This window comes from Candidatus Chryseopegocella kryptomonas, assembly GCF_001536065.1.
Taxonomy (GTDB): Bacteria; Bacteroidota; Ignavibacteria; order Kryptoniales; family Kryptoniaceae; genus Kryptonium; species Kryptonium kryptomonas.
Window position 1 is genome coordinate 20459 of sequence record NZ_CZVW01000012.1, and the last position, 21155, is coordinate 41613.

Here is a 21155-nt window from a genome sequence, read left to right on the forward strand (position 1 = left end):
CTCTTTATTATTTTTGTTGTTCAAATCTTAACTTCAAGACGAACTTCTCTACTATGCCAGCTTTATTGAGCGTAAATTCAACTTGGTTTTTTTCAATATCAATTTTGGTCACATAGCCAAGATAAACCTCGTCCCCCTCTTTCAAAACATGAATTTTACCCGTATGATCCGCAACAAAAGCTCTCCCCGGGATAACCGCTTTTAAATCTGCCCTTTCAACTTCAAGAAGTCCCTTCGTATTTGGTGGAAGTTCTCTATAAATGTAAGGAGTAAATGGATTTTTAACCTCTAAAATTTTCACATCACTTAATGTCCTCTTTATAGGTGGCAAGTCCTTAACATCAGCATAAAGTGCGTGAATTTCCATTTGAAATGGAACGACAATTGCAAATTGCTTCGTTTCCTCTTCCCTTGTTTCAACACCACGCAAATCAAGTCGGGCTATCCTGTAAATTTGCGGTCCTTGTTCAAGATACCAAATAAATTTATAAATGTTATCAAATGATGCTTCGCCTTTTATATCGTAAATGTTATACGCATATTTTTGCGCCCTTTTGCTTCCCATGTAAAGCATATCAAACTTGACAAACCCAGCGTAATTTAAAATTGAATTCAAATAAGAATAAGTCATCGCAGGCGTTACCTCCGGGACAATCTGCTTATCAAGCTGTGCAAGTTTATCCTGTTCCTCTTTTATTTGTTTCTGCAAATTAAAAAGCTCAATCTGCAAACCCGAAAGCGCATTTATTTGTTGATCCGTTCGTTGAATTTCAGCCCTCACTTCATTTATTTTCTTTGGATAATGATAAAAAATAAAATATACACCAACCGCACCAATTATCACCAGAAAAGCAAGAAGAATAAGCGTGTTTCTTGTTTTATATGGCAATTTAACACCTCAATTTTTATTTTTTAACCTGCTTTGGCGCAGATGGAACAACACTTGCTCTTATCTCAAATTGATATACCGTCCTTCCTCTTATTTCCTGAACCTGAACCTGCATAAGTGTAGCATTTCCAATGGCATTTGAAAACCTCGGTATCCTGTTCCTGTAAAGTGAATAACCTTTGATAGTGACGGTATTCGGATCAGGAGCGCTTATATCAGTTATCCATATCCTTCCAATTCTTTGAGCTTCGGTTGAAATTTTATGCAAAAATTTGCTCCATATATCAGTGTTAACTTTCATTGAATCAAGAACTCCAAATGTTGACTTGTAATATGCCAAACGCTGTCTCGCAAGATCAACCTGCTGTTGCAGTGTCTGAAGCTCGGAAAGTTCAGATTTTTTACGCTGTAATTCGGTTTGATATTCAGACAAAGTTCTATTCATCTGTGCAATTTTTGTCGTTATTTGAAATGTCAAAGCTGGTATCAAAAGCAAAAATAACCAGCCAAGAATCCCAAGCTTAAAGACCTTTTGCCCCTCTCTTATTTCAAACGGAGTTAAATCAATTGCGTAAAGTTCTTTATTTTCCATCACAAGAGTTCTCCACGCTGAACCAATTGCAACAGCAACCCTTGGCAAATTCTCAATTAAAATCGGATCAGCACCATCTGGAGATAAATTCGGCAACTTTATATAATCTATGTTAACATCTTCTGGAAACATTTGCTCTAAAATTTCCTTAACCCCGGCTGTTTGTGCCTCGCCAGTGAGAATGATGTTGTTAACAAGTGGAATCCCAAGGTTATCCTGTTCAAGAATTAATCTACTATAAATTGTGTTTGCAATGTTGTATGAATCAACACCTTCACCAATTAACGGAGAAATATGGTATAGATCATTTCCTTTCATAAATATCAACCTGCTGAATTCATGCCCGACATAAACTATAACAGTTATAGCATTATTCGGGAATTTGTAATTCAACTTGACAAGATTAACAAGTGAAAATTCTGGGCTTTCTATAAAAGAGATTTTTGGTATTCTACCTCCGATTGATTTCTTAACACTGTCAAGCAAATCAATTAATGTTACTCTCAAATCACGAACAACTGCAAGAACTGTGTTATCTGGAAGTTCAAGATAATTCATCGCATCTGGTTTTATTGGTTCACCCGCTCTGTTTTTTGAAAGTTCCTCAATTATTTTTTGCCTTAACCTATCTTTTTTAAGTCCCCAGTTTGTTTCAAAAGTTGTGTAATAGACATATGGCTCTGGAATTGATATAGCAAGTTTATATTTTCGCTTTGGATATTTACTTAAAACACCAACAAGTATAGATGCATTGTCCTGCGCTCCTTTACCCCCTACATCTGTAAGAAGCAAATCTGGAGCGGTTGCTTCGGAAGTTATATCTATCGGCGATGTTTCAACGGTTGTCGTGCTTGATTGAGGTTGTTCAAAAAATTCAACTCCAGTTGTTACTGCGGTTTCAAGCTTTGTCGCAAGATTTACAATTTGCGCATCAACAAATCTTATCTTCTTCCCCGACCTCGCAAGGCAGGCAACCTGCAAAGATAAGCCGTCAACGAAAATCCCAACCGCAAGCTTTCCCGAAAATTTTTTATTTGCCATTTTGAAAATCCATTTTAAATTTTTAATCGTTCAAAACTTCAAGCAGCTTGCAAAAGTTGTTGCATTCGTCTCTTGTTGTTTGCAAAATTAATTGCTGTCTCAAGCGAAATTTTCCGCTCAAGATAAAGTCGTCTCAAATCCTGTTCCATCGTTATCATACCATATTCAGCTCCCTCTGCTATCATCTGGTAAATTTCTCCTGTGTTGTTGTTTTTAATCGCTGACCTTATTGAAGGTGTCATAACCATAATCTCTTTTGCAAGGACACGTTTCCCATCTAAACTTGGAACAAGTTTTTGAGAGATAACGCATCTTAAAATATCGGCTAATCTATTTCTAACTCTCTCCTGTTCAATCGGTGGAACTTCGCCAATTATTCTATCAATGCTTTCAACAGCCGAGGAAGTGTGAAGTGTTGATAAAACCTTATGACCGCTATCAGCTACTTCAAGCGCAGCCATTATCGTATCTGGATCTCTCATCTCACCAATTATGATTATATCGGGATCTTGACGCAATGCCTCAATCGTCCCCTGCTTGAAAGACATAGTATCTCTCCCAACTTCTCTATGCCTAATTATACAACGTTTTGATTCGTGCACATATTCAACGGGCGAAGCAATTATGATAATATGTCCATCAACAGTGCGATTGTTTAAATCTACGATTGCATCAAGCGTTGTGCTTTTCCCAGAGCCGGTTATTCCGGTGACAAGAATTAAACCTTCTTTTGTGTATTGTAAGCTTAAAATTCGTGTGACATTTGGATGAAATCCATAACTTTCATAAGGTCTTATTTGAGTGTTAATAGCTCTCATATTTAAAGCAAGGTCATCCAGATCAAAATAAGCATCCGCACGATAACGCAGTGGAACCCCCTTTTCATCTTTGAAAGTGTATGAGAAATCAAGATTCCTATTCTCATAGAGATATTGCCTTTGTCTATCCATCAACAAACTTTGTATCAAAATGTTAAATTCATCAAGTTCGTAAGTCCCAAATTCCGGGATTGGCTTCTTCGCTCCGTGAATTCTCAACCAAACCATTTTTCTTGAGCCCCAACCCCCAAAATCTATATCCGACGCTTCAAGTTCTCTCATTCTCAAAAGAAACATATTTATCAAATTTCTCAAAACAAGTTTTTGATTCTCGGGCATCTTTTTTATCAACTCATCTCCAATATACATCTGCTTTTCAACGCTGAATAAAGTCACTGGAATTTTTGAAGCAAGCGAACTTAACAAATCTTTTGCCTCTTTTATCAATTGCGGATTTACTGGCATAACATTCATTCATTTTGTTTTTATTCCCACCACGAAACCAATCTTAACTGCCTTATATCTGGATAACTTACAAGCGGATAAAACGGTGGTGCTTTATCTCTGAACCTTGGATCATATCTGTATCTTTTACTGAAGCCATTTTGAATTATACCGCTTCCGCCAGCAAATCGTCCCACAGGTCCTCTTTGCTCTTGAACTATACTTCCTGTTAAATAAATTGCTCCAGATGGCGGACGTTTATCCCAGTTCTCAGCGATAAAATCTTTATCATTTGCACCTCCATCCCAGGCTAAAATAGCTGCTTGTATCACAACATCATTCTGATTTGGGTCACTATCTGCGATAATTACATCCCCACCGTTTGAAACAAGCCCGAGAAAATCATCTGAATTAGGATTAACATTCGGATCCTCAGCATATTTTATATCGTCCCAAATTCTTATATCTCTATCCGCAACAATTGTAAGTTGACCATTTATTGTCCCTTCAACAACTAAATCCCCCTTCACCCAAACGACCCCGGTTGAACTTAGGTTGCTAACGTTCAAAGTTTCAGGTCCAGCTGATGAAAATTGTGGAACTTTTCTCTGTCTTCTGTAAGAACCGCTACCAATCCATTCATTAGTGTAACCCGTGACATATTTTCTTATCACTTTTCCATTTGGTAAAAATTTGAAATATACACCTTGAACTCCAGGCGGTAGAGTATAAACACCACCGCCATTTACCGCAGCTGTTTTAGTCCTTGCCATATCAACTGGAAGTTCAGCTCTTATCCCAACTTCCCAACCCCCGTAAAATTTCGCTTTATTTTGATTTGAAGTCGGTTTTGGATTTATCCCAGAATAAGCAGTAACTTTATCGTAAAATACAGGCGTTCCATATGTATGCAAAGTTCCATTTGTATGAACAGGACCCCAGACAGTATCACCATCTATCCAATAAACAGGGGCACCGTTGTAAAATTCAACCCCCGTGAACCAGAAATATCTTGATGCAGGCGTTACAGGTCCACTTGAATAGACAAAATATGCGAATGCAGAATCTTCAATTCTGTATGGTCTTTTATACTTTGCATAATATGTATCAACAAAAGCATAACCCCACGCTTTAACGATTAACTTAACAAGCGAATCAGGTTTGACTGGAAAAACACGCACAATAGCAGTGCAGTTATTCATAACAACATTGAAACTTCCATTTACAAGCGAATCTTTCCAAACTTTATTTACGCCTATATTCATCGCGCTTACGGCTGTTTCGTGAACAAGCGTTTTTGAATAATAATAATTAAAACTATCCGTTGCAGAGATAACCGCTCGTGTTAATCTTATTTGATAAACTGAAAAAGCAGTGATAAAACCAAGCAAAATTAAAAGCGATGTCTTCCCAAACATATCACTATCCCATTATCTTCTCAAATTTTTTGAAACCAAACGAGTTTGCCTCCAAAACGATGTCCTTAACAATCTTCTTAACTCTTTTTTCCTGAACTCCTGATCTTGAATGCCTGAAACTTCTTTCCTCACAAGCTCTGGTGATAGAACAACTCTCGGATTGAACGCCGTTAATGTCACTTCAACCATCTTTGAAGCAATAAGTTCTGTCCCAGGGTCAACTGGGTTTCCAATTTGATCCAAGTATCTAAAAACTCTGCCATTTCCAATTCTCCCGATATCCGTTGATTTTACACCTTCGCCCGTGATTTTAAGTATCCGCGTGATTTTATACATCGTCAAACTTGTGTCTCCGTAATCAATTACTTCTGCAACAGTGATTAAATACTCAATCGTGTCAGCGATGTTATCTTTATGCGGAATGAGATGTCCATAATAATCAAAATCACGATTTAAATGCGCTATAAATTTTAAATGATTTGGCTGTGCAATAAACAAAATCTTCTCTCCTTCAGGAACTCCATAACCCATCTTTCTCAAGTCGTATTCAATCACGCTTGACATATTTGCAAGATTTATCTGCGTAATTGCATCTGAATTGTAATTTAAAAACTCTCTTGTGCTTGTATCCGTGACAGTAATTGTGATAAGCAAAACCGCTCCGCCAATTATCATCGCCATTATGTAATCAAGCATTGAAGTCATAAAATTCAAAAATTAGTTGTAAAACCAATAGCTGTAGATGAAACTTATTTTCACCGTGTCCCTCACCTTTCCTCTAGCTGTTTCCCTGTAAATTAACGGCGGGTCATACACATCCGTAACGAATACAGTCATCCTCTTGTGAAATGTTTTATATGTAACAGGAACAACTTTGCTTCCTGATAAATCAACATACTCAACTTTAAACGAAACTCTGTAAACTACACTGCTTCTTCCGGTGTCAATTCTCGTAATTCCGTTGTAATCATCAAAATCGTCTATCTCCATCTGTCCAATCATAGTCGTATCATCTGGATCAAGCCCAAGCGCGGATGAGAAAGTATTTGGATTTGTTTTTTCGGTATTGTTTGAATCAGCAACCGCTTCATCGAAATAGTATTGCGACGCCTGCTCTATGTAAGATGTGGCGATTGATAATGCTTCAAGACGATATCTATTTTGAGCAAGTGAAACATCGTGGCTTGATAAGCTTCTGTTTATGTTCAAAACCGCAAGCGAAAGCAAAGCAAGAGCAAGTATCGTTATTAACGTTTGTCCTGTGCCCATAAAAATTTTTTGTTTTGTTAATCTTCTGTTGTTGCGTGTGCAACTTCCTCAAGCGTCGTAAGACCTTGCTTTATCCTTTCTCTTCCAGCTGCTCTCAAAGTTAACATTCCATCTTTTATCGCCTGCTCCCTTATTGCTTCTTCATCTATATCTCTACCTGTTTTGAAAATTAACCTTCTAATTTCCTTCGTGAAATAAAGTGCCTCGTGAATTGCTATTCTTCCTTTATATCCGCCGTGACACTGGTCGCATCCAACTGCTTCATAAAACACCGTGTTTTTTATCTCCTCTTCCGTAAATCCCAAACTTAATGGTATCGCCGGGTCAAGGTCTTCTATCGGACGTTTGCACTTATCACAAAGTTTGCGAATCAATCTCTGCGCTATGATAATGTTTATTGCATAAGCAATGAGAAACGTCTCAATTCCCATCTTATACAATCTTGAAATTGCGCTTGGCGCATCGTTTGTGTGAAGTGTTGAAAATGTTAAGTGCCCCGTATTTGCAAGTTTAATTGCTATCTCAGCGGTTTCTTTATCTCTTATCTCACCAACCATAACAACATCTGGGTCATGTCTTAAAATCGCTCTCAATGCCTGCTCAAAATTCATCTTCGGTCCAATTTTCAACTGCCTCGCCCCAGGTATAATGTATTCAACAGGGTCTTCAACTGTAAGAACATTTATCTCAGGTTTTATGATGTAATGCAATGCAGCCATCAAAGTCGTTGATTTACCGCTTCAAGTCGGACCTGTTACGATAACCATACCCTGAGGTTTTGAAATCGCCTTGATGAAAAATTCCTTCGCTTTGCCTTGAAATCCAAGCTTATCAAGATCGGTTATAACTTTTCTATCATCAAGAACTCTTATAACAATGCTTTCAAATTTATACTGAAACTCTCGTCCAACAATAGGAAGCACCGAAACTCTGTATCTTATCATATGCCCATCAACTTTTCTCTGAATAAAACCATCCTGCGCCATTTCACGCTCAAATCTGTCAACATTTTTTGATCTATCCTTCACAACAGCAGCAATCGCCTCAGGTCTTATTCCCTCCTGAACATGCCATAATCTAAGCTTCCCATCAATTCTGAAATGTATCTCCGTTGTTCTCGCATCTTTTGGAATAATGTGTATATCGCTTGCCCCTTTTCTCACCGCCTCAACAAGCATACCTTCAACGAGATTAACAAGCATACTTTTGTTAATTTCCGCTTCAATTGCAGCTTCGTCAAGCGTTTCCTCTTCAAGCTGATCCTCGGTTATTTCAATTTTTGATTCCTCAAGAACTTTCAAAAACTCATTCTCCGGCGGAAAAACTTTATCAAACAAATTTTGCATATCCTTAAATCTCACATAACACACTTCATATCTTTTCGCACCAAGCGCACGAGCTATCATCGGAATGCTTCTGCTTGTCGGGTCAGCGGAAATTATGATTAACTTATCAGGTCTTTGCTCATCGTATTTCAATGGCAGAATTTTCTCCTCACGCATCTGCTCCTTCAAAGGTTGCGGTAGCGGATCAACAAGTTTTTTGATAAAATCAATTCTATTTTTGTCAATGTTTTCATCAGCAAGATAAATCTCTCTGAAACCATAAAGGTTGGCAACTTCTTTGAACACCAGATCGTGATCAACCCCAAAATCAGTCACAAGAATTTGAGCCAAACTTCTACGGGTCTTTGAATCTTCTTGCTCTTTGATTTTTAAAGCTCTCTCAAGCGTTTCATAATCAATTATTCCTTTCTTCAAAAGTGTGTAACCAAGTTTATCCGTAATGTCCACACCAACCGTCATCTTAAATTCACCTCGTTTTTAAATTTTATTTAGAAAAACGGAAGCAAAATTGTATATGGCGTCTTCGGTTTGACCATCGCTGTTTCAGAAGAAACAAGCGTAAGAAGCGTCATCACAATCATAATTATCATCGCAATTATAAGCTGAATGAAATCAACGGCGTTTTTAAGTTTATAAACTGTCTCTTTCTCATAATAATTTGCTATTTGAAGTGCTGTTTGCTTAACAGTTCCTGTCTCTGCACCAGAATGAAATCTTGCAAGCGCGGTTTTCGTGAAAACACCAGTTGCCTCAAAAGCTTCAACAAGACCTTTACCTTGACTTAACATCATTGGAATTGCTATTGTTTTTATCTGATGTTCCATATATTTATTTCCACAAGCTTCTGCTGCAAGACGAATTGCGTCAATGTTCTCCCCCGAACCAGCATAAAGAGCGTAAAAAACTCTGCAGAAAATTTCAATTGTCGTTTTGTGAATTAAAGGTCCAAGGACAGGAATCTTTATGATATACTTGTCCCTCAAAAATTGACCTTTTGGAGTTCTAATGAAATAAATAAACGAAAGCACTATTACAAGAAAACCCAAAATTATGAAAGTCATATTGTCAATCAAGAAATGGCTCAGTTCAAGAGTTGCTTTTGTCATCGGCGGTAATTCTGTGCCGAGTTTGAGGAAAAGTTCTGCCGTCTCTGGAAAAATGTATGCAACATAGAAAATAACTGCTGCGAAAAGAACGATCAAAGTAAAAACAGGCATTATGAGAGCGCTTTTAAGATTCTTTTTAAACTCTGCATTTCGTTCAAGAAACTTTGCCGTGCTTTCATAAATTTCCGCCATATTGCCACTTTTTGACGCAAGCCCAAGCATTCTGGCAGTGAATTTCCCAAGCACTTTTTCCTGCTTCAAAAAAGCTTCTTCACTATCTTTACCCTGACGCAAATCGTTATTTATCTCTCTTAATGCTTCTCTCAATGTTGGATGCTGAACATCATTTATCAAAAGTTGAAGCACTTCATTATAAGGAAGTTTTTCTCTTAACAGATCAGCGCTAACACGAACAAATGTAACTATCTCCGTCTCGGGTGGTTTAAATTTGAAATCAAGAACTTTTGGCTGAATGCTTACAACTTTATAACCAAGTTTTTCAAGCGCCTGTTTTACTTCTTCTTTCGTAAACGCTTTCTGCTCGCCCGTGATTGGCTTTTCACTATCGCGCTGAACCTTGTAGATAAAAGTCCTTCGCTTTTGAATCTTCGTAACTTTAATTTTTCTCTGCTCAGCAAGCTGTTTAATTTTCTTCTTTGCTTCGGCAAGATTATCAGCAGTGATAATACCTTGAACAGGACGCCCCGTTAATGTAACACCTTCAAATCTATAATCTGGCAAGCGACTTCACCTCCCCGTAAAATTAAAAATTAACAAACGGGCGCCCTAAAATCAGGCGCCCCTAAATTTAAATTATTGCGTTGTCCAACCTTGCAAAGATCCACCCGAAAATCCTGTAGCAAGACCATGAGTTATTTTACTTTTATCAGGAGTAACACTATCAACCGCTGCTACAAATTTACCACCAACCTTCTCCTTACCAAGAGCATAAATTACAACCAGGGTATCATTCGCAACTACAGCCCTATAACTACCATTTGCGTTTGCAGTATCAAGTGGGCTTAAGGCGAAGTTTGCAAAACTATTTCCACCTCCACCGAGCTCAACCGGCGTTCTGTAATATCTCTGTGCCTTTGAAGCAAGGTTTGCAAGATCACTGGCAATTGCACTTCTGTTGGCGTCCACCGCACTGCTCTTGAACATTGAAATTCCAACCGCAATTGCAATTCCAACTATGATGACGCCAAGAACGATGAGTAAAAGTTGCTGCTGACCCATAGTAATTTACCTCCTGAGTTTAGTTTTTGTTTGTGAAATTTAACTATGACCGAAAGAACTGAATCCTACCCAAAAGATAAACTTATATTTTCAAAAAGTCAAGTGTTTCAAGCATAATCCATAAAATCTATGCCACAAATCACAGATCAAAAATCAATTAAAAATCAAACAAAACTGAAAACAAGTTTTTCATTTTTTCAAATCAATCTGAAATTTTTACAAATCAGGTTGCTACAAATTATTACAAAATTTAAAACGGCTTGAAAACCGCAAGAAAAACTATCAAAACAAAAACAACCGCATTGACGACAGAATAATTCCAAATCGCACGATTAATTTTAAAAATCTCATCATCACTAAAATTTTCTCTGCTTAAAACTTCACCACGCTTTGAAAAATACAATCTCCCTGCGATAATGCCAGAGACGACAAACCAAACAAAAAGAATTATTTTAACAATCAGCCATCCTCCAGTTTCTCCAATGCTAACCCAATTATAAATTCCCGTCAACAGAGCAAGAACACCACCAAAACTTGCAAATCTTGAAAGAGATTGAGACAATTTATGTAAAGTCAAGGTTGCAATCCCCTGACTTTTTCTCAAAAATGATTCAACAACGAGAACGCCAAAAACAGAAACAGAGATCAACATCGCTGAAAGAAGATGAATGAAAAATGAAAATTTCATTAGCAAATTTAATTTTTGTTTTTAATTTCAATGCACTGCTAACTTTCTCTCAAAGACGCAATGTAAATCTCAACATCACGAATTTTTGAGAAATTCGGATATTCTTTCTTTATCCTCTCGTATAAGCGAAGTGCTTTTTCTTTTTCCCCCGCAAGTTTGTAATTTCTTGCAGAGTTGTAAAGATATTCGGGAACGAGGATATTTTCTTTAAATTTCTGCGCTGCTTTTTCAAAGTATTCAGCCGCTTTTCTGTAATCCCCCTTTGCCTCATAAACCGAGGCAATTCCAGCAAGCGATGCAGAAAGCAAAAGTTTATCACTACCATCATACTCCTTGAAATACTTCAAAGCATTGTCATAATCTCCAAGCATAAAATATGCATTCGCAAGATAATAAGTTGCTATTTCCCCAGCGTTTGTCCCACCGTAATTTTCTACAATGTATTTCAAACCTTGAATGTTTCTTTGTGGAATTCCGTCAATTGCAGTTTTATAATCCCCGTTATCATAGTAACTTATTATTTTTGAAAACAACGCTTCTGCTCTCTCATTTTCCGCCTTCAAATTGTTTCTGTAAATTATTATCCCAGCAATGATGATTATAATTCCAGTTAAAACATAACTCAAAATTTTCTTGTTTTTCTCAACAAATTCTCTGGCTTTGTAATATGTGAGAACAAGTGTGTCTTCCTTTAACTCTTGTTTCTTTATCTTTTTTCTTGGCTTGATCATAAAGTCGCAAACTTTGTTTTAAATTTTTAAAAATATAGTCAAATTTAAGCGATAAAGCAAAATTATTGCGCCAGAGTTTGCTCAATTTGATTTTAAAAAAGCCAAATTTTAAATTCTTTAAAAAGGACTTTGGAATATGAAAACGCTCGGGAAAGATAAAAATTTTCTCTCTATTCCTGATGAATTTTCTACGCTTGAAAAAATCAAAAATTGTAATTTTACCTGCACCATACGAACACACAACAAGTTATATCAAAGGAACAATCCTCGGTCCTGAAAAACTTATTGAAGCATCTCACCAAGTTGAATTATACGATGAAGAATTTGACATTGAACTTTATCGTGAAGTTGGCATTGCGACGCTTGAACCTCTTGACTTTACCGATTTAAAAGATGAAAAAGCAGTTGAACTTGTCTATAAATTTGTCCTTGAACTTTTGAAAAAAGATAAATTTGTCGTCACAATCGGCGGGGAACATACGATAGCAATTGGAGCGATAAAAGCATATTCTGAAATTTATCCAAACTTAACAATTCTTCACTTTGACGCTCATTCTGATTTAAGAGATGAATACGAAAGGAACAAATACAGCCACGCATCAGCGCTTGCACGAGTTTTTGAATTCAATAAAAACCTCGTTCAAGTTGGAATAAGAGCGCAAGATGTGGAAGAAGCGAAATTTATCAAAGAAAACGGGATAAAAACATTTTATGCATGGGAAATAAAATCTGGGCTTTACAACAAAGATGGGAAATCGTGGCAGGATGCGGTGATTTCAGAACTTGGTGAAAATGTTTACATCACATTTGACCTTGATTATTTTGACCCGAGCGTTATGCCTGCGGTTGGAACTCCTGTGCCAAATGGTTTATACTGGGACGAAACGATTGAATTGCTTAAAAAAGTCAGCAAATCCAGAAATATCGTCGGCTTTGACATCGTTGAACTCTGCCCCTTGCCAGGGATTGAGTATCCAAATTTCACATCCGCATTTTTCACAAATAAATTGCTCAATATAATTTTTGCAAACAAAATTAAACGCCGAGATTGAGCGTTAAAACATACATAATTGACGGCTATAATTTGATCCATAAATCAACACGATTGAAAAAAATTTTCTCTCAAAACCCCCAAATCGCTCGTGAAACATTAGTTTCAATTCTTTCTGACTTTTTCACAACAAGAAAAGAAAAATGTATTCTTGTCTTTGATGGAAATCTCAACATCCCCAGTGCTTTATCAACCCCAAAAGTAAGAGTCATATTTTCAACGCCACCAGATAAAGCGGACGATGTGATCAAGAAAATCATCCTTGACAAAAACTTAACAGAAAGAAAAAATTTTATCGTTGTCTCATCAGATAATGAAATAATAAATTGCGCTAAATCCTGTGGCGCTGGGAGAATTTCATCCGAAGAATTCTTAAAAATTTTGAACTCAAAAAACTTGACAACGCAGGATGAAAAACCTTTCGTTAAACTTACAGACGAAGAAATTAAAAAAATGCTTGAAAGATGAACATTCTCATAGTGGATGACAATGACGAAGCAAGAAAACTTCTTGCTGAACTTCTGACGCAATCTGGATTTAACATCGTTGAAGCAGAAAACGGGAAAAAGGCGCTTGAAATTTTAAAAGATAGAAAAGATTTTGACCTCATCATATCAGATGTTTTGATGCCTGTTATGGATGGCTTCAAATTTTGCCACGAAGTTAAAACAAATCCAGAACTTAATTTCATACCTTTTATATTCTACACGGGAAGTTATGCTTCACCCGAAGATCAAGCATTCGGGATAATGCTCGGTGCGGATGATTACATCGTTAAGCCAGTAAAATTTGAATATCTTCTTGGGAGAATAAATGAGATAATTCAGAAAAAAAGTCCGAGAAAAATTCACCCAAGCATTGAATTTGACGAGGTCACATATTTAGCCGAATACAACGCACGACTTGTGAATAAACTTGAAGACAAACTCATTGAACTAAATCAAGCGTATGAAGAAATAAAGAGAAAAAATGAAGAACTTGAAACGATAAACTTCATCCTGACATCGCTTAACTATTCAAAAGACATAAAACATCTTTTCAAACTGATTTCAAAACCATTTGCAAATCTTTTTTGATGCTGACGCTGTAAACTTCTTTATTTACGACAGCAAAAATGACGCATTGAATCTCGTCCATTCATTTTTGAAAACAGGTGAAAAGAACATCTTTGAAGACCACCCCATCCTCAAAAGAGGTGAAGATTTCGCAACCGAAATTATAAACCGCAAACTTGTGATGTATCAAAATCTTTCAAGAGACAGCACGAAGATAAGAAATGAGATTTTTGAACACGATTTCAATATATTTCTTGAAATAGGTTTAAGCGTAAGAGAAAAATTCATCGGTGCAATTGAATTTGTTTACAAAACAGACGAACTTCCGATTAACGACAAAAAACTTCAAATCCTTGACACACTTTCACAGCAAATTGCAATTGAAGTTGAGAATTTCCTTTTAATTTCGGAGTTAAAAGAAGCCGAAGAAAAATATAGAACATTTATTCATCTTACGCCCGCTGGTTTAATTGTCCTTGATGAAAATCTTAACATATTATTTGCAAGCGAGAACGCAAACAAAATTTTCAACAAAAATCTTGAAGGAAAAAACTTAGAAGAATTTATAAATTCAAGCATCGTTGAAGAAATATGTCGCAACGCATCTGTGATTGATAAAACTTTTGAAGTTGAATACAAAGGCAAACAATTTTTGATTTCAATTTCATCAAGGTTAAATGACCCGAAACTTGGCAAATGCATTGCAATCATAAACGATATAACAGAGTTGAAGAGGTTACAAGAGGAGAAAAGAAAAATTGAAGCAAAACTTTGGCAGGAATATCGTCTTGCGGGGATTGGACGACTTGCTGGCGGAATTGCGCATAACCTCAGGAATCCACTTGCGGTTTTAAATCTTGGGCTTCAGTCACTGAAAAGAAAAGGCGTAGAACCAGAGCAAGTTGATAGATTGCTCAAACAGGTGGAAAGAATAAATCAAATCGTTGAAAATCTTTCTCTGAAGACAAAAGAAGAAGTTGAAAAAAGCAAAAAGAGATTTGACTTAAACGAACTCATAAAAAGAGAACTTGAAACGCTTGAATTTGACCAGTTTTATAAACATCAGGTTGAGAAAAAAATTGAACTTTGCCCGAAACCAATCGTGATTGAGGCGGTTTATTCAGATTTTTCAAACGCTATATCTCACATTTTAAGAAATGCAATTGATGCAATGATGGAGTCAGAGAAAAAAATTCTTGGCGTAAGGACATGGGAAGATGAGGAGAAAATTTACATTGAAATTTCAGATACGGGAATTGGAATTCCAGATGACATAAAGGACAAAATTTTTGAGCCGTTTTTCACGACGAAAATTCCAGAAAACTTTACAGAGTTAAAAGGAGTTGGGCTTGGTTTGACGATAACATATCAAAATTTGAAAATTTACGGCGCAGATTTTGAAATTGATTCAAAAGTTGGGGAAGGAACAAATTTTAAAGTCATAATTCCCAAAAAAATATGTAAATGCAACTTAACAATGATTTTATACAGATACATACTTCGCTCTCACATTGGACCTTTCTTCTTCTCGTTTTTTTACGCTGATATTGATTTTTCTCTTACAGTTTTTGATGAAATACATTGACCAGCTTATCGGAAAGGGGCTCGGTTTCTGGGTTATAGCTGAATTAATCGTGTTAAATCTTGCGTGGATAGTCGTTCTTGCTGTGCCGATGTCGGTTTTAGTTGCGGTTTTGATGGCTTTCGGAAGTTTATCAGCAAATAATGAGGTCACGGTGATGAAATCAAGCGGAGTAAGTTTATACAGGATGATGTTCCCTGTCCTTGTTGTTTCGTTTATAATCACGGGTCTTTTGATCATCTTCAATAACAAAGTTCTTCCAGATGCAAATCATAGATTGAAAGTTTTAATGATTGACATACATCGCAAGAAACCAACACTAACATTAAACCCTGGCATATTCTCAACTGATATTCAAGGTTATGCAATCCTTGTCCGAAAAACATATGAACACACAAACGAATTTGAAGATGCGACAATTTACAACTACTCTGATCCAGCGAAACAAATTGTTATAACCGCAAAGCGTGGGAAAATATCTTTCACTCCAGATTACCGAAAACTCATAATGGATCTTGAAAACGGAGAAATTCACGAGCAAGATTCGGAGAATAAAAATCTTTACAGAATTGTAAAATACGAGAAATATAGAATTGTGATGGAAGTTGAGGGTTTTGGATTTGAGCGTTCTTCCGATAACGCTTTCCAAAGAGGTGATAGAGAATTAAGCGCAGGCGATATGTTAAGAATAGTTGACAGTTTGAGAAACATTCAGAGGAAAATTTATGAAAGTTTAAATTCAATTGCATCAACAAATTTTAAAAATCCGTTTGAAGGCAAAACGATAATGAGCGGTTCATTTTATCAGCCACCGCCAAAAGATTCCATAAGTGATTATGAAGCGATCATCAGCTCAACGCAAAAGATTATAAGTTTAAATTCAATTCTCAAAAATTATTTAGCACAGATTGAATATTACAATCGCTCAATTGATGCTTACATGGTTGAGGTTCACAAAAAATATGCAATTCCATTTGCAAGTGTTGTTTTCGTTCTCGTTGGAGCACCACTTGGGATGATGGCAAGGAGAGGAAATTTCGGAGTTGCTGCGAGTTTAAGTTTGGCTTTCTTCCTTTTTTATTGGGCTTGTTTGATTGGCGGAGAAAAACTTGCAGATAGAGATATTCTTTCGCCGTTTTTGAGCATGTGGATTGCTAATTTCGTCGTCGGAGCATTAGGAATTTATCTTACAATAAGAATGGGGAAAGAAGCGATGATAATTGATTGGTATAAATTCAAAGAAATTATGCCACAAAGAGTGAAAACATGGCTTGGTATCCCAGAGGAAGAAGAAATTTTAACGGATAGATATGCGAGGTAAAATCAAAATAATTGACATATACACGACAAAGCAATTTATCCAGATGATAATTTTCGGGCTCATTGCTTTTATACTTATCTTCATTCTCGTTGATTTGATGGAAAACCTTGACGATTTCATTGATCAGAGAGTTTCTCTTTCAGTAATTTTAAAATACTATCTTTACTTTTCACCCGAGATAATCAAATTAACACTTCCTGTTGCAGTTCTTCTTTCTTGCCTTTTCACGACTGGAAGAATGTCAAATTTAAATGAATTGACAGCGATAAAAGTTGCTGGCGTGAGCTTGTATAGGTTTATGATGCCGTTTTTAATTGTCTCATTTATGTTAAGTTTAATTTCGGTTTACTTCAACGGCTGGGTAGTTCCGAAAACAAACAAAAAGAAGTTTAATCTTGAGAGAGTTTATATGCGAAAACATCTTGAATCGTGGGGAAAGTATAACATTTATATTCAGGATTCATACACGAGATTGCTTTCAATTGGCTATTTTGATGACGAGCTTAACACCGCACATAGAGTTGATATACAAGACTTTGACCCGAAAGATGTGACAATTATGGTTGCAAGGTATATTGCACCTTCAATGAAGTGGGATAGTTTAAGAGACAATTGGTTACTTGTTAATTGCACTTTGCATAAATTTGATCAAAGTAGTGATTTCATTGAAAAAATTGATACTTTTAACATTGGGAGGTTAAATTTCAAGCCGATAGATATAAAACGAAAGCAAATGAAACCAGATGAGATGAATATAGATGAGATGCGTGAATTCATAAAAGATCAGATAAGAAGTGGGAACGATCCATCACGCTGGCTTACGGATTATCATTTAAAGTTTGCTTTTCCTTTTTCAAATTTTATAGTGGTTCTATTTGGCGTGGCGTTGGCTTCAAGGAAAAAAAGAGCTGGGCTTGCGATGGAGTTTGGAATTAGTTTGTTAATTGCTTTTCTCTATTTTATCTTTATGAAAATAAGCACATCGTTTGGTTACGCAGGAATTATCCACCCGTTTATCTCAGCATGGCTTGCAAATATCGCTTTCTTAATCGCTGGAATAATTGTGATTTTAAAAGTTAGAAAATAAAATAAGGAGTTTGAAAAATGGGACAACAACAGCTTTTACTTTTGGTGTTAGGAGCGATAATAGTCACAATTGCAATTGCAGTTGCAATTAACATATTCATTTCAAGATCAGGAGCAATAGCAGAACAATATCTGAATGACACAATAAATGATTGCCTTAGAATAGGTCAGCAGGCACAAGCCTGGGCGAGAAAACCAGCAATACTTGGCGGGGGCGAGTGGTCATTTGTTGGCTTCAACCTTTCCTATATAAACTTTCCAGAATCAACAAACTACGCTAAATATCAAATACAGGTGAAAAAACAAAGACAGCATGATTGTAATCGGAAAAACGATCACCGGACAAATTGTTGAAGTTTCGGTAACTCATCACGACATAAGCAAACCAAGAGTTACAAGATGATCATTTAAAATTCGGGTTTTGATATACAATTTTACCACCGACAACGGTCATAAGAACTTCAACATCTTTAATTTTTTCACCGGGAATGTTGAATATATTTTCAGAGAGCACGACAAAGTCGGCAAATTTCCCGGGCGTTATACTTCCTTTCTCATTTTCAGCGAATTCAGCATAAGCGTTGTTAATTGTATAACATTCAACAGCTTCCTCAACCGAGATTTTTTGTTCGGGAAACCATCCCTCTGGATGTTTCCCATCAAGCGTTTGTCTTGTGACAGCTGCATAAATTCCAAGTATCGGGCTCAATGGCGCAACATTCCAGTCGCTGCCGAAACAAAGTTTAGCCCCCGTGATCAAGAAAAGGTCTAAACGCATAACTGGTCCTGCATCTTTCTTTCCCTATTCTCTTCTCAGCCCATCTTCCATCATCAATTGCGTGATACGGCTGCATTGATGCGATGACATTCAAATTTTTAAATCTTGCGAAATCTTTCGGATGAATATGTTGGGCGTGTTCAATTCTAAATCTTCTGTCCCAAGATGGATTTTCACGAACAATTTTTTCAAATAAAGTCAAAACTAAACTATTTGCACTATCCCCAATTGCGTGAATTGAAAGTTGAAGTTTTGCTTTGTCAGCTTCAATTGCCCACTTTTCAAGTCGCCCATCAATTACAATGTCAGTTGCTAAACCTTTTGTGTTTGGATTTTCATCATAAGGTTCAAAGAAAAGCGCAGTCATTGAACCAAGCGAACCATCTGCAAATGCTTTTAAAGAGCCAATCCTTATGAAATCATTTCCAAATGGAACTTCAATCCCAAGTTTAGCAAGGTCTTCCCATTGTGAAATCGGCAATCGCAAGTAAACTCTTAATGTCAATTCACCTCGCTTGTAAAGTTCTTGATAAGCTCTTAAATCTTCCGTTGTCCCTATATCGTGAATTCCCGTTAAACCAAGTTTTTTTGCTTCTTCAAGCGCAAGTTTAATTGCATTTATTCTCTCTTCAAGCGTTGGTTCTGGAATAACTCGGTAGACAAGCGACATTGCCTCATCTTTTAGAATTCCCGTAGGTTCGCCATTTTCATCACGCACGATCAAACCGCCGGGCGGATCTGGTGTTTCTCTCGTTATCCCAGCAAGTTTCAAAGCTAAACTATTTGCAAGTCCCATATGTCCGTCATATCTTGTAACAAAGACAGGAACATTTTGCGTGTATTTATCTATCCATTCTTTTCTCGGCAATTCGCCACCCCAGAGCTCATGGTCCCAATCTCCGCCCGTTATCCATCTACCTGGATTTTTCTCAGCATATTCTTTTATCCGTTGTGCAAATTCCTCCGGAGTTTTAGCATCTCTTAAATTAACGCTCATAAGCTGAAACCCACCACTTACAAAATGAGTGTGATCATCAATGAATCCCGGCAACATCAAATGTCTTTTTAAATCAACTATCTTGGTGTTTTTCCCGGCATATTTTTTTATCTCTGAATTTGATCCGACTGCAATTATTTTATCACCCAAAACTGCAACCGCTTGTGCAACTGGCTTGCTTTTGTCAACAGTCCATATTTTCCCATTGACGAAAATTAAATCTGCTTTGGGCATCTGAGCAAGAAGAATTTGTTGGAAAAATAAAATAACTAAAATTTTGACGGAGGAAATAGTCAACAATTTCATATTTTAACTCAAGTATTTTATTAAAATTTTGCTGTTTGATCTTTCAAGCACCGATTTTGCGATATCAAAGCTTGCGGTATGAAAAGAAGGAGAAATCTCGGATTTTACAGGTATTTCAAGATTTACTTTGTAATCTGAATTTTCATCAGAAAAAATTTTGATAGAATTCACATTGATAACTATTGCATCACCTTTATCAATTGTCCTGTCTCCCAAAAACCTAGAATCAGCATATACAATTCCAAGCCCTGAGATCAAAAATATAGTGGGCTCGTCCCAAAAAATTTTACTTCCCTTACCAAGTTTGTTTATTAACCTTATATCTCCTTTGCCTGTGAAATTAGTTTTAATTGAAAACTTAAGTTCATTTCCCCCGTATTCAACCGCAATATCAGTTCTTTTATCTTTCTCACCCAAATGAGAAGCGTTAAAACCCAACGCTTTTAAAAGAGCAATAAAAATATATTCAATTACTCCACCAGCTATGAACCTATTCTCGTAAATAGATGTGTCATACTCTTTTAATAAATGCTCAATAGCTTTGACAAACTCATTGACAATTTCCCGATTTTGAATTTTCATACACTTACTTCTAAAATCTTTGAAAAAATTTCTCTCAAGTTCAAATTCTCTCACCTCGTGTTAAATAAATTAATTTCCATATTTTTTAACCTTTTAAGCGCAAATTCATAGTATTCAGGCACGATTTCAAACCCAAGATAATGTCTATTCAACGCTTTTGCCACAACTGCAACTTGCCCCGAGCCCAAAAACGGATCAAAAACAAGATCGCCCTCATCAGATGCATATAAAATTATCTTCTTTACAATTGCCGTTGGAAGCTTGGTGGGAGTTTTAATTTTACCTGTCCAGTACTCTCTATTTATAATCCAGACATCTTCGGGATAGTGTTCAATTTTGTTAAACTTGTAGCTTTTTTCATCCTTAACAACAAAAAGTATATGGTAGTGACTTGTTACAAACTTTCTTTGCGTAAAGACACCGAATTGATATTTCCAAATTATGTGATTTATGGTTATAAATTTTGCTTCATCAATTGCGTTCAAAATATCTTTAAGATTTGTCCATCCTGAAAAAACAAACATAGAGCCGGTTGGCTTTAAAATTCTGTATGCCTGACTTATCCAAGCAAGCGAAAATTCATAATACTTTTCTTTTGGTATTTCGTTATACCCTTCCAAAACTCTTTCCGAATCTCTATTGTAGTTATTCCTCTTTGCTTTAAAATCAATTGCAAAAGGGGGATCAGTAATTATCAAATCTATTGAATCGGAAGGAATATCTTTCATCAAAATCAATGAATCACCACAATAGATATTGTCAATTTCAAATTTCCCAAGTTTCATTAAAGCGAGCTGAATTTTTTGATAAATTTAA

21 protein-coding genes and 1 pseudogene are annotated in these 21155 nt (G+C 36.4%); 7 read left to right on the forward strand and 15 right to left on the reverse strand.

The features are described 5' to 3' along the window. Window positions 1-7: 7 nt before the first annotated feature. From AWW83_RS06135 to AWW83_RS06185, 11 genes and pseudogenes are all read right to left on the reverse strand, one after another. Window positions 8-889, reverse strand: coding sequence for a hypothetical protein (locus AWW83_RS06135; RefSeq protein ID WP_092349997.1), 882 nt, complete (start codon window positions 887-889; stop codon window positions 8-10). Between the two features lie 16 nt (window positions 890-905). Further along, a complete protein-coding gene (locus AWW83_RS06140) occupies window positions 906-2522 on the reverse strand; it encodes a hypothetical protein (protein ID WP_092349999.1) in 1617 nt (538 codons plus the stop codon). 38 nt (window positions 2523-2560) lie between these two features. Next, a complete protein-coding gene (locus tag AWW83_RS06145) occupies window positions 2561-3805 on the reverse strand; it encodes a type IV pilus twitching motility protein PilT (protein WP_092350001.1) in 1245 nt (414 codons plus the stop codon). Between the two features lie 20 nt (window positions 3806-3825). After that, window positions 3826-5202 carry a hypothetical protein gene (locus tag AWW83_RS06150; protein ID WP_092350003.1) on the reverse strand — a complete coding sequence of 459 codons (1377 nt, stop codon included), beginning with the start codon at window positions 5200-5202 and terminating at the stop codon, window positions 3826-3828. A gap of 12 nt (window positions 5203-5214) precedes the next feature. Continuing rightward, entirely contained in the window at window positions 5215-5907 is a 693-nt protein-coding gene (locus AWW83_RS06155) for a hypothetical protein (RefSeq protein ID WP_092350005.1), read from the reverse strand. A gap of 12 nt (window positions 5908-5919) precedes the next feature. Next, complete coding sequence (locus AWW83_RS06160; protein ID WP_092350007.1) at window positions 5920-6471, reverse strand: hypothetical protein; 552 nt, start codon at window positions 6469-6471, stop codon at window positions 5920-5922. 17 nt (window positions 6472-6488) lie between these two features. After that, window positions 6489-8276, reverse strand: a pseudogene (locus AWW83_RS10190) (GspE/PulE family protein). 29 nt (window positions 8277-8305) lie between these two features. Then, window positions 8306-9664, reverse strand: a complete 1359-nt coding sequence (locus AWW83_RS06170; protein WP_092350009.1) for a type II secretion system F family protein — start codon at window positions 9662-9664, stop codon at window positions 8306-8308. A 72-nt stretch (window positions 9665-9736) separates the two neighbouring features. Beyond that, entirely contained in the window at window positions 9737-10162 is a 426-nt protein-coding gene (locus AWW83_RS06175; RefSeq protein WP_092350011.1) for a hypothetical protein, read from the reverse strand. Window positions 10163-10412: 250 nt separating this feature from the next. Further along, the gene (locus AWW83_RS06180) at window positions 10413-10850 is read right to left on the reverse strand and encodes a hypothetical protein (protein ID WP_092350013.1); all 438 of its coding nucleotides are present in this window, start codon (window positions 10848-10850) and stop codon (window positions 10413-10415) included. Between the two features lie 38 nt (window positions 10851-10888). Next, window positions 10889-11581: a tetratricopeptide repeat protein gene (locus AWW83_RS06185; protein ID WP_092350015.1), complete on the reverse strand. Its 693-nt coding sequence runs from the start codon at window positions 11579-11581 to the stop codon at window positions 10889-10891. Window positions 11582-11760: 179 nt separating this feature from the next. Between AWW83_RS06185 and speB the strand changes: the two genes are divergently transcribed. From speB to AWW83_RS06220, 7 genes are read left to right on the forward strand one after another with little or no spacing between them, the layout of a single operon-like run. Beyond that, window positions 11761-12633, forward strand: a complete 873-nt coding sequence (gene speB / locus AWW83_RS06190; RefSeq protein ID WP_092350017.1) for an agmatinase — start codon at window positions 11761-11763, stop codon at window positions 12631-12633. After that, window positions 12630-13100 carry an NYN domain-containing protein gene (locus AWW83_RS06195; RefSeq protein WP_092350018.1) on the forward strand — a complete coding sequence of 157 codons (471 nt, stop codon included), beginning with the start codon at window positions 12630-12632 and terminating at the stop codon, window positions 13098-13100. The genes speB and AWW83_RS06195 overlap by 4 nt, the downstream gene beginning before the upstream one ends. Next, complete coding sequence (locus AWW83_RS06200; protein WP_092350020.1) at window positions 13097-13708, forward strand: response regulator; 612 nt, start codon at window positions 13097-13099, stop codon at window positions 13706-13708. Before AWW83_RS06195 ends, AWW83_RS06200 begins: the two co-directional genes overlap by 4 nt. After that, entirely contained in the window at window positions 13692-15272 is a 1581-nt protein-coding gene (locus AWW83_RS06205; protein WP_092350022.1) for a two-component system sensor histidine kinase NtrB, read from the forward strand. Before AWW83_RS06200 ends, AWW83_RS06205 begins: the two co-directional genes overlap by 17 nt. Then, entirely contained in the window at window positions 15259-16590 is a 1332-nt protein-coding gene (locus AWW83_RS06210; RefSeq protein ID WP_092350024.1) for an LptF/LptG family permease, read from the forward strand. The genes AWW83_RS06205 and AWW83_RS06210 overlap by 14 nt, the downstream gene beginning before the upstream one ends. Next, a complete protein-coding gene (locus AWW83_RS06215) occupies window positions 16580-17677 on the forward strand; it encodes an LptF/LptG family permease (protein WP_092350026.1) in 1098 nt (365 codons plus the stop codon). Before AWW83_RS06210 ends, AWW83_RS06215 begins: the two co-directional genes overlap by 11 nt. A 17-nt stretch (window positions 17678-17694) precedes the next feature. After that, entirely contained in the window at window positions 17695-18030 is a 336-nt protein-coding gene (locus AWW83_RS06220; RefSeq protein WP_092350028.1) for a hypothetical protein, read from the forward strand. Between the two features lie 49 nt (window positions 18031-18079). On the opposite strand, the gene AWW83_RS10025 is transcribed toward AWW83_RS06220, so the two are convergent. Genes AWW83_RS10025 through AWW83_RS06235 form a run of 4 tightly spaced genes read right to left on the reverse strand, consistent with a single transcriptional unit; the run spans window position 18080 to window position 21124 of the window. Continuing rightward, window positions 18080-18454 (reverse strand): amidohydrolase family protein, encoded by a 375-nt coding sequence (locus tag AWW83_RS10025; protein ID WP_234697265.1) that lies wholly within the window; start codon window positions 18452-18454, stop codon window positions 18080-18082. Next, a complete protein-coding gene (locus tag AWW83_RS06225) occupies window positions 18420-19757 on the reverse strand; it encodes an amidohydrolase (protein WP_234697266.1) in 1338 nt (445 codons plus the stop codon). The genes AWW83_RS10025 and AWW83_RS06225 overlap by 35 nt, the downstream gene beginning before the upstream one ends. A gap of 3 nt (window positions 19758-19760) precedes the next feature. Further along, on the reverse strand, window positions 19761-20393 hold the full coding sequence (locus tag AWW83_RS06230; protein WP_092350030.1) for a hypothetical protein: 633 nt from the start codon (window positions 20391-20393) through the stop codon (window positions 19761-19763). Continuing rightward, window positions 20390-21124, reverse strand: coding sequence for a DNA-methyltransferase (locus AWW83_RS06235; protein ID WP_092350032.1), 735 nt, complete (start codon window positions 21122-21124; stop codon window positions 20390-20392). Before AWW83_RS06235 ends, AWW83_RS06230 begins: the two co-directional genes overlap by 4 nt. Between the last annotated feature and the right edge of the window lie 31 nt (window positions 21125-21155).